11 protein-coding genes are annotated in these 13,602 nt (G+C 69.5%); 5 read left to right on the top strand and 6 right to left on the bottom strand.

What is annotated here, in order from left to right; translation table 11 throughout:
- Positions 1 to 274: 274 nt before the first annotated feature.
- The 3 genes from WMF19_RS41910 to WMF19_RS41900 all read right to left on the bottom strand — a co-directional run bounded on the left by WMF19_RS41910 (position 275) and on the right by WMF19_RS41900 (position 3,011).
- Positions 275 to 433 (bottom strand): hypothetical protein, encoded by a 159-nt coding sequence (locus WMF19_RS41910; protein ID WP_437895497.1) that lies wholly within the window; start codon positions 431 to 433, stop codon positions 275 to 277.
- A 456-nt stretch (positions 434 to 889) separates the two neighbouring features.
- On the bottom strand, positions 890 to 1,033 hold the full coding sequence (locus tag WMF19_RS41905) for a hypothetical protein (RefSeq protein WP_437895496.1): 144 nt from the start codon (positions 1,031 to 1,033) through the stop codon (positions 890 to 892).
- A 1,111-nt stretch (positions 1,034 to 2,144) separates the two neighbouring features.
- Positions 2,145 to 3,011: a hypothetical protein gene (locus tag WMF19_RS41900; RefSeq protein ID WP_437895495.1), complete on the bottom strand. Its 867-nt coding sequence runs from the start codon at positions 3,009 to 3,011 to the stop codon at positions 2,145 to 2,147.
- Between the two features lie 496 nt (positions 3,012 to 3,507).
- Here WMF19_RS41900 and WMF19_RS41895 point away from each other — a divergent pair, with 496 nt between their 5' ends.
- The 4 genes from WMF19_RS41895 to WMF19_RS41880 all read left to right on the top strand — a co-directional run bounded on the left by WMF19_RS41895 (position 3,508) and on the right by WMF19_RS41880 (position 8,540).
- The gene (locus WMF19_RS41895) at positions 3,508 to 4,587 is read left to right on the top strand and encodes a helix-turn-helix domain-containing protein (RefSeq protein WP_437895494.1); all 1,080 of its coding nucleotides are present in this window, start codon (positions 3,508 to 3,510) and stop codon (positions 4,585 to 4,587) included.
- A gap of 517 nt (positions 4,588 to 5,104) precedes the next feature.
- A complete protein-coding gene (locus WMF19_RS41890; protein WP_437895493.1) occupies positions 5,105 to 6,181 on the top strand; it encodes a calcium-binding EGF-like domain-containing protein in 1,077 nt (358 codons plus the stop codon).
- Positions 6,182 to 6,811: 630 nt separating this feature from the next.
- Entirely contained in the window at positions 6,812 to 7,750 is a 939-nt protein-coding gene (locus WMF19_RS41885) for an MYXO-CTERM sorting domain-containing protein (protein ID WP_437895492.1), read from the top strand.
- 328 nt (positions 7,751 to 8,078) lie between these two features.
- Positions 8,079 to 8,540 carry a macro domain-containing protein gene (locus WMF19_RS41880; RefSeq protein WP_437895491.1) on the top strand — a complete coding sequence of 154 codons (462 nt, stop codon included), beginning with the start codon at positions 8,079 to 8,081 and terminating at the stop codon, positions 8,538 to 8,540.
- 200 nt (positions 8,541 to 8,740) lie between these two features.
- Here WMF19_RS41880 and WMF19_RS41875 read toward each other — a convergent pair whose 3' ends face one another.
- Positions 8,741 to 8,971 carry a VF530 family protein gene (locus WMF19_RS41875; RefSeq protein WP_272095787.1) on the bottom strand — a complete coding sequence of 77 codons (231 nt, stop codon included), beginning with the start codon at positions 8,969 to 8,971 and terminating at the stop codon, positions 8,741 to 8,743.
- A 305-nt stretch (positions 8,972 to 9,276) separates the two neighbouring features.
- On the opposite strand from WMF19_RS41875, the gene WMF19_RS41870 reads away from it, so the two are divergent.
- A complete protein-coding gene (locus tag WMF19_RS41870; RefSeq protein WP_437895490.1) occupies positions 9,277 to 11,448 on the top strand; it encodes an OmpA family protein in 2,172 nt (723 codons plus the stop codon).
- A gap of 66 nt (positions 11,449 to 11,514) precedes the next feature.
- Here WMF19_RS41870 and WMF19_RS41865 read toward each other — a convergent pair whose 3' ends face one another.
- Together WMF19_RS41865 and WMF19_RS41860 are read right to left on the bottom strand one after the other, a co-directional pair.
- Complete coding sequence (locus tag WMF19_RS41865; RefSeq protein WP_437895489.1) at positions 11,515 to 12,420, bottom strand: hypothetical protein; 906 nt, start codon at positions 12,418 to 12,420, stop codon at positions 11,515 to 11,517.
- Between the two features lie 267 nt (positions 12,421 to 12,687).
- The gene (locus WMF19_RS41860) at positions 12,688 to 13,410 is read right to left on the bottom strand and encodes an SAM-dependent methyltransferase (protein WP_437895488.1); all 723 of its coding nucleotides are present in this window, start codon (positions 13,408 to 13,410) and stop codon (positions 12,688 to 12,690) included.
- Positions 13,411 to 13,602 lie beyond the last annotated feature (192 nt).

Here is a 13,602-nt window from a genome sequence, read left to right as displayed (position 1 = left end):
GACCATCAGCCAGCCTGAGCGTCAACACCCCCCATTACCGACCGCCGCGGGGCCGCCGCGCCGTTCCCGCTCGAGCCGCTCCTCGGCGTCCGCTGCCCTGACCAGCCGCACCTGATACCGGAATGCCGCAGGGAGCGATGCAGGGAGAGGGGGTGCGGTGGCGCTCCCCGGGACCCGCCCCGACCCCTTGCGGCCCCCCCCGGAGCTGCGCCGGTCACGGTCACGGCACGGGAGGCGACGCTGTGCGCAAGCTCAGGCGTCAACGTGTCCCAGCTTACGCCTGCTGAGCATTGGCGCTGAGCTTTCGTTTTTCGTGAGAAAGCACGGCGCGAAAACGCAATGTCAGGTCACCGAAGCCCTTGCTTTCTGACCAGCTATTCCTGACTGCACGGATCGTATACAAAAGCAACGCCGTGCTGAATTGGGTCAGCACGGCGTAGGGTCCCCCTCGTTCGCGCCGAGTTGAACCGTGACCGGTTCTACACGAGTAATTTTCGCATCGCAAGTAGCAGCTTTATTAAGCCTCTCCCTCGCATCGCAAGTCCAGGCGGCGGCCCCTCCGCCGCGCTCGCCCGAATTGCAGGAGCTGTTCAGGCAGGCCGACGCAGCCATGAAGCGGATGGACGTGGCCCGCGCTCGCGAGATATGGGCTCGGATCAACTACCTTGAGCCAACGACAGCGGCTCTCTGCCAGCTTGGGCAATTGGATCTCCGTATCGGTCGCTGGGATGCTGCCGCAAACGAGCTATCCCTTTGTGTCGAGCAGATGCCCGCTCCGAAGGACGAGACGGAGCGCCGCTTCTTCGAGGTGAGGCACGCCGACTTTGCGGCCGCGCGGCGTCAGGTAGGCGAAATTCGTGTCCTGCCGCCGCCGCGGTCGACACGAAGCCTAGTGGACGGCAAGGAAGTAGACGCAACCAGGGGCGTCTATGTCGCTCCTGGTCAGCATGAGATCACCGCCACGGGTCCACAGGGAGAGGTCGCACGCGCGCTCGTGAATTACCAGCGAGTACGCGCCGGATGACTTCGGCATGATATATCTCATGGAATCCGATGGGGTCGTCCAGGATCCGCCTCAGAAGCCCAATGTCGTCGCTTTGCTCGGCGGATATTACTATGAGGGGATTTGCGAGGTCATATTCACCAAGACCAAGGAGCGGCCTTACGAGGCCGACGTTTTTTCGTCGGTATGCCGCGATCTGAGGGACAGAACCGACATTCCGGCCCGCCTCGAGTCCGGGGCTTTTCACATAACGTGCTGCCAGGATGATTGTTAGCGGGGCGACGCCCCCGAGCTCCGCCGCCGCGGAGCGGCCGCGCGGCCCCGTCAGGCCGCCCCTCGGCGTCCTGGTCGAGGTCGAGGGCGCCCCGGGCGAGCTCCTCGGCGTCCTGGTCGAGGTCGAGGGGCTCGCCGGGACCCCTAGCAGCCCCGCTGTCGCGCCGAGGAGCGCCGCCGCGAGCTTCGCGGCCGTCCTCGCCCCCGCGCCGTCGCCAGCGGCCGCCGGGGTGCCCTCGCCGGCGAGCTCCTCGGCGCCGGGTAGCTCCTCGCCGGGCAGCTCCTCGGCGTCCCGGTCGAGGTCGAGGGCGCCCACCCCGCCCCCACGGCGGCCGAGGTGCGGGCGCACCGTCCAGACCGCCGCGGAGGCTCCCATCCTGGCGCGTAGCCGCTCCGCGGAGCGCGTTCCGAAGCGTCCTTGTCGAGGACGGCCGAGTGCGTAGAGTCGCCTTGCGATGGCGAAGCGACGGAGCGCGGAGGCGGGCGCTTACGTCCCCAGCACGACGACGGGGGTGCTGGAGTTGTCAGCGCCGCACGTCGCATGGCCAGGAAGCGAGGGCGGCCCCGCCGGCGCGAAGGGACGCCCTCGTCGCGCGGTCGGGCAGCACGAGAGCGGGGGGCCGGACGAGGCCGCAGGCTTTCGGCGCCGCCGGCGCGTTGCCCAGCCGGCCATGGAGGCGGTGAGCGGACGCCTGTCGATCCCACGTGCCGACGCGCCGCGCGGAGGCGAAGCGAAACGAGGGCGACCCAAGCCGAGCCCGAAGCTGGCGGAGCGGCTACACCTCCACAGCGTCGAGCAGAGCAGCTGATTCTTGGAAGGCGCTCGCCGCCGAGGCGGGAGGAACCATGACCTCAGGTCGCGAGCCGTTCACGGCGACGCTTCCGCGGGCTCCTCGTCGGCCTCCTCCTCGTCGACTTCCTCCTCGTCGACTTCCTCCTCGTCGACCTCTTCCGTCGCCGCGGCCTTGACGACCCGCGACTGGAGCTTCGGAGTGACGTCCTCGAAGGCATCGCCGTGGAGGTAATAGCCAATCTTCCGCAGGTCCGCGTGCCGCCGGACCAGCAGCGTCCAGAGCCGGTCGCGCATCGCCTCGGCCTCGCCGCGCTGCTTCGCGGCGGGCCGGCGGGCGCCGTCGGGGGTGAGGTTGTCGAGCAGCCACTCGCTCGCTTCGCGCAGCAGCTCGAACTCCTCCCGCGTGAAGGGGTGTTTGCCGCGGAGCGCGTCCGCGTGCTCGTCGTACAGGTGAGCCAGCGCCATGCCGTCGCTGGCCATGTCGTATTTGCCGCTGCCGGCGCGGATCTCCGCCACGACGTCCCTCGGCAGGAGGCCTCGCCTGGCGAGGGTCTCGGCGAGCGAGAGCATCGGCTCCCGCAGCTCGGCCACGACCTTGAGCTTCGCCTCGACCTCGCGGCTGCTGGCCGGCCTGGCGGTGACGCGGGTCGAGGCGAACACGAGCGCCCGGCCGAGGTCCGGCAGCGCGAGCACGTCATCGAGCGGCAGCTCGGGCAGCGCCCTGCGGACCCGCGCCGGATCGGCGCAGGCCGCCGCGACGCCCTGCTTCACGTTGGCGAAGGCGATCCGGACGTCGGCGCGACAGAGCTCGACGTCCCGGTCCGGAAGCGCGAGGGCCTCCGGGGCGAAGCGCTTGTAGCAAGCGCGGTAGGAGTGCTTCCCCGCGGGAGGCAACGCAGGCGCCTTCCCCGTGTCTTTGTTGTTGGTCTTGGCTTTGGCCATTCTCACGTTGTACGCGCCGCCGAGCTCGGCCGTGAACCTCGGCGTGGACCGGCCGTCGCCGAAAGCAAGAAAGCAACGCAGGCGTGCTCGGCAGGAAGGCTCCGCACCTCCCAGATCAGGCGCGCAGGTTCACCAGGACCCCGCGCTGTGAACGCGTAGGGTCACGTAGTGTCATTTCGGATGCTCTCCTGTAAACGTCCGGGCACACGTAGTGTCATTTCGGATGCTCTCCTGTAAACGTCCGGGCACACGTAGTGTCATTTCGGATGCTCTCCTGTAAACGTCCGGGCACACGTAGTGTCACTCCGTCCGGTGCCGGGACGCCGCGGCCATGACAGGCGTTCCGGGCTTCGCGCCCGCCCTGGTTCGGCGCGTCCAGCGTCCCAAAGCCTTGGCGGGACTGTTCCGCGGCGCCAGGGTGCGATAGACGCGGAGTTCTACCTGGCTGGCACGTAAAATTTCGCATTCACTAAAATCTGTGCTCCCTTCTCCTCCAATGTCGGGTCGTGCGCCTCGCTCTGTCCAGACAAGCCATAAGGGTAAAGGGCCCTCGCGCGCCGCGCAGGCGCCGTGGGCGGGGATTGCGCGGGCTCAGCTTGTGTGCACCGGCGACGTCGGCGAGGCTCGGGAGGCCTTCCGCCGCGTTTACGTGGGCGCGACCCTCGAGCCCAAGCGCGGCACATCGTTCGGCTGTGCGATGGAGGTCGCCTCCTTCGGCACACTCCGTGTCGTGGCGGGCGACTGGCCCGGCGGAGGGCGGGCCTTCGTGCCGGCGGTCGGGGACCAGTACATCCTGTCTCTCTCGGCCGGCGGCGAGAGCGCCGGCGACCACGCGGGCGAGCCCTTCCGCGTCGTGCCGGGCCGGCGCGCCGCGCTGTTTTCACCAGGGCGATCCTGCTCGCTCGATGTCAGCGGGGCGTTTCACGGGCGAACCCTCGTGATCGACCGCGGTGCGCTCGACGCCCACTTCACCACGCTCACGGGCGCTGCGCTGCGCGGCCCGATCCGGTTCGGCACGGCGCTCGACATCGAGGACGGGCCGGGCCGCACGGTCCACGAGGTCGCGCAGCTCTTCCGCCGCCAGATCGAGCAGTCTTGGGCCTCGCCGATGCTGCTCGCCGAGCTGCGTGGAGCTCTCTTCACGAGCCTCCTGGTACACACCCGTCACAGCCTGTCGGAGATCCTCGATGCGCCGCAGCCGCGCGTGGCCCCGGCGTGCGTCCGCAAGGCTGAAGAGTATATGGCCGCGCACGCTGCGGAGCCCATCACGCTGGCCGACATCGTCGCCGCGGCGGGCGTGCCGGAGCGGTCTCTGCGAGCAGCCTTCGTGGCGAGCCGGGGATTGCCACCGATGGACTTCCTGCGGCAGCGCCGGTTCGAGCTCGCGCGCCGCCAGCTGGCCGAGCCCTCGGCCAGCACGTCGGTCGCGGGCGTCGTGGCCGCGCTCGGGCTCGGCAACCCGGGGCGGTTCAGCGTCGAATACAAGCGCCGGTTCGGCGAGAGCCCCTCCGAGACGCTGTCCGCGGGGCGCGCGGCCGCGGGCCTGCCACGCCTCCGGCCGCGGCGCCGGCCCTGAACGTCACGAGCGCTGGCACCCACGAGCAACGACTCCGGCGACAACGCCACCCCGAGCCAACCGCCCGCAGCTCACCACGGCGTACCGGTCGTCGGCTTCTACCTCGACGTATCGCGCAGATCACCATCGTTCGCGCGCGAACGATGTCGCCTGTCCAGAAACGGCAGCAAGCTGTCCACGAACGGCAAGACAAGCGCACGGACGAGCTCGTCGCTGTTGCATCCTCGCCTGGACCTATGGTGGAAGATCGCTCCGTCATCGAACTCGGCAGGGTCGCCGCGGTCGGTCACGGCGGTGCGTCGTGATCTCCGCAGGCGAGGCATTCAGGCAGCAGCAGGCGGCGACGCGACTGGACCTGGGCGACGGGAACCGGCGGCGCGCACACACCGAATGCCATGCAGGGGCCTGCGTCAACATCACCCCGAAAGCGCCGATTCGACACTGGCCTCAAGCTTGCACAGGCCGACCCGACCCTTCTCCAGCCAGCGCAAGTACAACATTGAAAGGATGACCACCCATGCGGTCTCTTGCAGGTTCACTTCTCCACCCTCTGGCGATCCCGGCTCTCTCCACCCTGCTGCTCGTGGGCTGTACCAGCGCCGGCCCCTCCGCGGCCGACGGCGATGAAAGCGGGGATGCCGTGGGCGAGGCGCATGACGCGCTCACCCCCGAGCAGTGCACCTATTTCGATCCCAGCGGGAAGGTCCAGATCTGCCACCACACCGGCTCCGCGAGGAACCCGTACACGATCCTTCGCATCAGCGACCAGGCATGTATCAACGCGCACAGCGCCCACGACGGTGACTACATCACCAGCACCGAGCCGAGCTCGCCGCTCTACGACCCGACCTGCAACGGCCAGGGATGCCTCCCCGTGAACGCGCCGTGCGACGCCACCGTCCCGTGCTGCGACGGCCTGCTGTGCCAGAACGGCACCTGCACCGACCCCTGCCCCTCGGCCCCCTGCCAGAACGGCGGCGCCTGCGCCGCGACCGAGGGCGGTTACACCTGCTCGTGCGCGCCCGGCTTCTCGGGGACGAACTGCGAGACCAACATCGACGAATGCGCGGCGAGCCCCTGCGTCCACGGCACGTGCAACGATCAGGTCAACGGGTACACCTGCTCGTGCGCGCCCGGCTTCTCGGGGACGAACTGCGAGACGCCCGTCTGCGTCCCCACCACCTGCGCCGCTCAGGGAGCGACCTGCGGCTCGATCGCCGATGGCTGCGGCGGGACGCTCGACTGCGGCTCGTGCGGGTCGGGCTCCACCTGCGAGAGCGGCACCTGCCAGCCCACGGCGCCGGCGTGCCCGTGTGATGGCATGCCCGGGTGGGGTCCCCCTCCCCCCCCCGTCCGGTGCATCAACTACTCGGGTACCATGGGCCCCGGCAGCATCTACTACTATCTGAAGAGTTTCAGCGGCCCCGAGGGCTCCTTCGTCGAGTTCGCTGCCACCGGCCAGTTCGGCCCGGAGCCCGACCAGTGCGGATACGTGTCGGCGGCCAACAGCCTCACCTCCATGCCGCTCACCAGCCAAGCTCAGGCGGACGCCTGCGTACAGAGCTTGCTGAGCTTCACCAGCAGCTGCCCCTGAGCTGGGCGACGGCCCAGGGCGGCGTCTGCTGAGGCTCGCCGTTGCCCCATGACGGCTCCGGCAAGACGGTGAATCAAGGAGAAACCAGGGGCTAGTACTACAGTTGCAGTTTGCTGCCTGGCGAACTGGCGCAACCATCTAAGCCTCGGGATGCTCGACGTCGGGCTCGGCGGGACGGTGGGCACCCGGGCTCTGCAGCTCGCACCAGGTTTGCGCGGAACCGCATTGGAACCGCATTGACGAGTCGTCCGGCCCGGAGCATGTGCAACTGTAGTACTAACCAGCGCGTGCAGCATGGATGTATGGTGGGACGGCCACTACCCGGGCTTGACTTTCGAATCGCGTTCGGATACCCCAGCCCCCCACCGTCGACGGCCGATGGGCCGACCTCCACGGTGCTGCAGGCTGTCTTCACTTCACAGCCTGCGGGGCACCGCAATGCGCCAATTTACATTAATTCAGTGCTTGCCATTCAGAGCGTGCCTCTTCGTCACAGGCGCGTTGCGCGCTCCATGCAATTCATAGCAAATCGAGTTGTGCGCTCCACGGTAGAGCGCACACAGTAGCCCTAACCTGGGAGGAATCGCAATGAACGCAAGACGCGCTGGCGCTTGCAAGTGGATCAGTCTGATGTTTGCCGTGGTGATTCTGGCATTGTCACCGAGCGCAAGGGCAGACATCTGCTGGAACTGGGCCTTCGATACCGAAGCGGGGACGTTTCTCACGACGGGAACCCTGAACGGAAGCGGCGGGGCAGATCCGGCCAACTACACGATCCTTGACATGACGGTGACGAATTCCACTGTTTCGGACAACATCGGCAGATCCCTTGCTGCGGGAACCCTCAACGAGCAGAATCAGCCGATCCAGGCGTTCCAGTGGAACGGAACGGCACCCACACAATGGTCGCGTGGTAACGGTGCCTACACCAATGGCTCGAACATCTTTGTGACCGGCACCGAGAGGCGCTACTTGTTCTATCCCGGACTCTATCGGGTTTCGTCGTCGGGGTCCGTGAGCGTCGTGGAGGCCACGTCCATAACGCTCGCGCCCAGCGGTTCGACCTGCACGACCGCCGCGTCCGGCGCGGGCGGCGGGGGTGGCATGGGCGTCGGCGGCGCCGGCGGCGATGGCGCCGGCGGCGATGGCGCCGGCGGCGATGGCACCGGCGGCATGGGCGTCAGCGGCGCCGGCGGCAATGGCACCGGCGGCATGGGCGCCGGCGGCACCGGTGGCAATGGCACCGGCGGCGATGGCACCGGCGGTATGGGCACCGGCGGCACCGGTGGCAATGGCACCGGCGGCACCGGCGGCGATGGCACCGGCGGTATGGGCACCGGCGGCGCCGGCGGCAATGGCAGCGGCGGTATGGGCACTGGCGGCGACACGACATCCGCGACTACGGCCGCCACGACCGGTACCGGCGGCGCGGCCGGCAGCGAGGATGACGGCGGTTGCGGCTGCCGCATGACCGGCGACGAGTCGCCGCGGAGCGCGTCCTACGCTTCACTCTTCACGATCGCGGCGGCCGCGCTCGGGGTGCGGCGCCGACGCTCGCGATCCCGCTAGACGGACACCAGCGGGGGAGACCTTTCAGAAAATCTCCCCGCCGACAGAGCTCGACGTCCCGGTCCGGAAGCGCGAGGGCCTCCGCGGCGAAGCGCTGTAGGCCGCCTGGGTCGTTCACGAGGCGATCGGTCGGCTGCTCGGGCTGGAGGAAGACGCCGCGCGCCGGAGCGAGCACGACCGGCTCGTACGGGGGGCGCCGGTGCGGACGTACCGGATGGGCTGAAACGGCGCGCTCGAGGTGGCGGGGGCATAGGCGGCCCCTCGCCTCGCATTCGCGAGCCCGTCGGCATCTCACGAAACTGACCGCGGCAGTGCTAGGGTGCGCCGCGTGCCGACGATCTTCACCAAGGGCGATCTCCTCAACACCCCGGATCTCCACGCGTACGCGCACGGCGTGAGCTGCGTGGGCAAGATGGACACGGGGATCTCCGTGGCCTTCAAGAAGCGCTGGCCGGGCCTGCTCCCGGCGTTCGAGCAGCGGAGCGCCGAGCGGAAGCTCCAGCTCGGGGAGGCCTTCGTCTGGAGCGAGGGCGGCGACACTGTGTACAGCCTCACGATCCAGGAGAACGCGACGAAGCGGCCCTCGCTCGCCGCGCTCGAGCGCTCGCTCGTTGCGATGGTGGCGCACGCCGCCGGGGCGGGGATCGCGCGGATCGGCGTACCGCGCGTGGGCGCCGGCAAGACCGGCCTCGAATGGCTGCGCGTCAAGAGCATCCTCGTCAAGGTCGCCAACGACAAGCCGGTCACGCTCGTGGTCTACGAGCAGTTCGTGCGCGCCCCGGGCGCCTGACTCCAGCGTTGGAGGAAGTGATGCGCACCCGCGGCATCAAGACCGGGGCCTGATCGTCCCGGGACGATGCTTGACCGAGCGGGGTGGCCGTCGGATACGGCAGCCAGGACATCATGATTCGTTCTGCGCGCTTATCGCGGTGATCACGACACCGCGTCGCTCCCGGATCCCGGTGCTCGGCGTGCGATCGAGCGGGCCGATCACGGGCTGGGCTTGGCTTTGTCCCGCAGGTAGAGAGCCTCCACCTGCTGCCGGGCCCACGGGGTCCGTCGCAGGAATTGCAGGCTCGATTTGATGCTGGGATCGTACTTGAAGCAGCGAATGTTGATCATGCGTCCGAGCTGCTCCCAGCCATGCTGCGCGACCAGGTGCTCGAGGATCATCTGGAGCGTGACACCGTGAAGAGGATTGTGGGGCTGGGGCTGAGTCAACTCGGTGCTCGGGGGGCGATCGCCCCGTAGGGCCAGCGTGAGCCCGCTGTGTAGCACGTCGCGCGGGGGCCGCCGCACCCACGCCGCCCGTTCGCGCCGAGGAGCGCTCGGTTTCATCGGCCCCGCCCCGTCGTCGCAGCGACCCTGGCGGGAAGATGCGGTATGCGCCTTCGCTGCGGCCAGGTGAGCTGGGAGCTGCTGCGCCGCCGCCGTGCTCGACCGCTTGCCGTCGTTCTGCGTCGGGTACACTGCCGGCGCACCAGCACCTCCACCTACTTCCACTTCTCCACGGAAAGCTCGCCCCCATGAAGCACGCGTTCCTCGCGGCGCTCTCGCTGGCCCTCAGCGCGTGCGCCGGACCGCTGGCGAAAGGGCCGTCGGTCGATCTCCGCCTGCGGCACGTCGTCCTGTACCAGAACGGCCTCGGTTACTTCGAGCGCACCGGCGTCATGTCGGGCGAGCGGCTCACGCTCCGGTTCCGGGAGCGCGAGGTCGACGACGTGCTGAAGAGCATGGTGGTCGTCGAGCAAAACCTCGGGCCGAACGAGACCCCCTCCACCGTGAGCGCGCTCTTGCCGCGCTCCGGGCAGGCGAGCGGGCCCGAGGAGCCCACCGAGCTCGAGCTCGTCTTCTCGCCGGCCGCGAGGAGGCCCGTGTCGATCGCGTACGCGGTGCCGACCGCCGCCTGGAAGGCGACCTACCGCGTGATCCTGCCGGCCAAGGGGCAGAAGGAGAAGCGGGCGCTCCTCCAGGCCTGGGCGCTCATCAGCAACATCGGCGACGAGGACTGGAGCGAGGTCGACGTGACGCTCGCGACGGGCGCGCCGCTCTCCTACGCCTCGAACCTGCGCGCGCCGGCGATGCTCGACAGGCCGGAGCTGAAGGGCGTCTACGACGGCGAGGGCGGCGCGCTCGCCCCCGTGCTCGCGGAGCGCTCGCCCGGGCCCGACATCGACCGCGACGGCGTGCTCGACCACGAGGACGCCTGCCCGCGCGAGCCCGGCTCGACGAGCCCGCAACCCGACCGGCACGGCTGCCCGCACGTGGTCCGCGTCGCCAGCAGCGAGGTCCAGATCCTGACCGCCGTGCCCTTCGACAAGGGCTCGGACGTCATCCCGCCGCGCGCGAGGCCGCTCATCGAGGAGCTCGCGCGCACGCTCAAGAGCGTCCCGCACCTCCGCGCGTTCGAGGTCGAGGGGCACGCGTCGTCCGACGAGGCCGGCGCGGCGGATCTCGCGGCCCGGCGCGCCGCGGCCGTGCGCGCGGCGCTCCTCCAGCTCGGGGTCACGGCCGAGCTCGTGACGCGCTCGCGCGGCGCCGAGGTGCCCCTCGTCGCCGGCGACACCGAGGAAGCCCGGCAGCGCAACCGCCGCGTCGCCCTGCGCGCCCTGGACGTCGGGCAGGCGCAGGCCCCCAGCCGGGGGCGCGAGGCGCCGGCCGTCACGCCCGAGGCGATGGAGAAGGTGCCGGAGGGCGCGGCGAGCGTGGACGCCGTGGCCGGGGCCTTCCGGTACGCGATCGCGAACCCGGTGACGCTCCCGAAGAAGTCGTCGGCGCTGATCACGCTCATCAACCGCCCGGTCGCGGGCGCGGACGTCCTCCTGTTCCGCCCCGATCCCGCGGCACCCGCGAGCGCGACCCACCCCTTCCGCGCCGCGCAGATCGAGAACCGGAGCGCGCTCGGTCTCCAGCCCGGATCCGTGTCGATCTTCTCCGGCGGGACCTTCGTGGGCGAGGGTGTGCTCACGCGCCTTTTGCCCGGGGAGAGCGCGACGATCCCGTACGCCATCGACAGCTCGACCGAGGTGCGCGCGACGAGCATGACCACGGATGTGCCGGTGCGGTTCGTGTCGCTGTCCCGCGGCGCGCTGCGCGTGGAGGACCGGTACCGGCGCGTGACGGTCTACGATGTGAGGCCCGGCCGGGACGTGCCGGAGACGTTGCTCATCCGCCACGAGAGGGCGACAGGGTTCGAGCCGCAGGGCCTCCCAGGGTGCACGGACGCGACGCCGGACGCCTGCCTCGTCGAGAAGAAGCTCGCGCCCGGCGCGCCCCAGAAGGTCGTGGTCGAGGAGACACGGCTGTCGCAGCGCGAAATCCCGCTCGTCCAGGCCGACAGCGAGCGGCTCTCGCTCTACCTGAAGGGCTCGAGCCTCCCGGCCGAGCTCCGCGCGAGGCTGGACCGCGCGCTCGCGCTCCGGCGCGCGCTCGACGCGGCGAACGACGAGCTCGACCCGCTGCGGCGGAGGCGCGCGGAGCTGATCGACCGGGCCGCCGAGCTGCGCGAGAGCCTGAGGACCATCGAGCGCACGCCCCAGGCCGGCAAGCTCCGCCAGACCATGCTCGACCGGCTCGCCGAGGTGGCCCGACAATCGGAGGAGATCGGCGCGAAGATCACCCAGCGCATCGAGGACGTGGCCATGGCGCGCGCCGAGCTCGACGACACGCTCCGCGATCTGGTCATCGAAGGTCGGTGAGCGCCGGCGACTCGCCCTCTCGACCCGGCGCGCCTCGCTGACGAAGCGCGCCAGAACGCCTCCGCCTCATTCGGTGGTGCAGTCGGGCGCCGAGCTCGGGTCGGCCACCCACGCCGCGAGGCGCGCGGTCCCGGCGTCGCCCCACGCGTCGTGAGCGAGCTGGTTGAGCCGGCACCACTCATGACGCGTCTGCTGGATCGCGAGCGATTTCGCCGCGAGATGCTGCTCGACGCGATCGGTCAAGGAGGTCTTGTCCTTGCTGAGCTCGTCGTGGGTCATCGCTACCGGGGGCGGACAGTGGTCGCCTGGCTCGTAGTCGACCGTGCCCGAGACAAGGCCGTAAGCGTTCGTCCGCCGCTGGCGGAAGGTCACGATCGCGTACTCCGGGTACGGCGCATCGTCGTCGCGGGTCACCGCCGTCCCGCTCGGCTTTTTGCCCTGCACGACGATGAAGCCCGTCGAAGGCACGGCGGAGTACGGCGTGAGCGCGGGAAACGCCGTGAGCGACTGGTCCACGGGGACGTCGCCGCCGAGCTCGACCCAGTTCGTGTGTGCGTAGAAGTCCTGCACCGCGTGAAGCGAACGGGAAAACGCCAGCAATGCCAGCGCATCGCCATCCAGCTGCGCGATGCCCGAGCCCAGCGCCGCCACCGCCTCGGCTTGCTTCTCGGCGATGAACGCGGCTCCTCCGCTGAAGTTGCAGTCGTCGAAGTGGGCAGCATTGCTGAAGTGGAACTCGGCGTCCGTCGACACATTGCCGATCTTCAGAGCGCTGATCACCGCAGGCTTCAGGAACGACAGCGCGGCGCTGGTGATCTCCTCGTGGTTCGGCTCACCCGGCGCCGTTGAAAACGCATCGGCGCTCTCCTCGATCGCCTCGGCTGTTCCAGGCTCGCCGGCGCAGCCGAGCGTCAGCGAGAACCCCATGACCCCCACGATGAACGCGGCGTGTCGATGTACGTCTTGCAGCATGTCTTGCGGCATGTCTTCCGTAATTGCAAAGCGCGATCCAGGCGTGCGGGCTGAGCGTTCGTCGAGAGAAACGCGCGGAAGGAGCTTGCGTGAACGCGCCTGCGCCCGATGAGCGCACCTCATCGCCTGTCATTCCCTTCCACGCCCGAACCGCGCGCGTGCCTCACTGCGGCGTTCCGCCACGCTTCTCCCGTACCGTCGCGTCGAGCTCTGCCAGGCTGACGAGGAGCAACATCGGGCGGAACCGCGGCCCCGCGTGTCGCCGCGTCACGCGCCGAGCGTGGATGGCTCGTAGCGCGTCACCCAGGTCTTGATTTCCAGCTCGCAGAAGATCAGGCGAGGCGCAATGAAGCCTGCCTGGGCCAGGAGCGCGAAGACCTCGGCGTCCGAGGCCGGCATCTTCAACGACGCCATGGCCTTCCGTCGTTGCTCCGCCGCCTCGGGCGGCCGCCCCTCCGCGAGGGCCCGCCGGTCCTCGACGGCCCTCAGCAGCGGATCGTCTCCGGTCCGACAGCCGATCACGAAGGGCGCCCCCGGCTTCAGGCGCCCTGCGACCTCCCGCAAGAGCTCGATGCGCGCCTCATCGCCCGGGACGTGGTGCAGGACGCCGATCATCTGGGCGCCGTCGAACAAGGGCCCGCGCGCGAGATCGCGCAGCTCGCAGGCATGCAGGCTCGTCCGCTCGAGGAGGCCTTCCGCCGCGAGCTTCTCTCTCGCGACGGCGAGCATTTCCGGCGAGGGATCGACGCCCGTGAAACGAACGCCGGCCCCCGCGTAGCGCGCGAAAGGCTTCAGCTCGCTCCCGGTCCCGATGCCGACGATCAGCAGCGACGCGGCCTCCTCGTCGGGGAGCGCAGCGACGATCACCTCGGCGATGACCTGCTGCATGACGCCATAACCCGCCCAGAAGCGGCGAACCTGGTCGTCGTAGCTCAATGCTCGCTCGCGCCCGAAGCTCACTGCGTGTTTCTCGTGCTCGTCCGTCTTCATCACGCCTTCTCCTCGGCGGACGGTCGCCCGGACCGCCTTCAGAAGAGGCGTATCACCCGTCGTGCAGCCTCGACATGGCGGGGATTTCGGTCCGACCGGCGGGGCTTTCTGTCGCGACCGCCGCGGGTGCAGGCGCAGTACGGCGATGGATGCGTCAGGTTCCACCTGGCACGAACCAGACGTAGCATGGAC

Source organism: Sorangium sp. So ce124 (assembly GCF_051525235.1).
In the GTDB taxonomy this organism is placed as follows: Bacteria; Myxococcota_A; Polyangia; order Polyangiales; family Polyangiaceae; genus Sorangium; species Sorangium atrum.
This window is presented reverse-complemented; position numbering and strand designations above follow the sequence as displayed.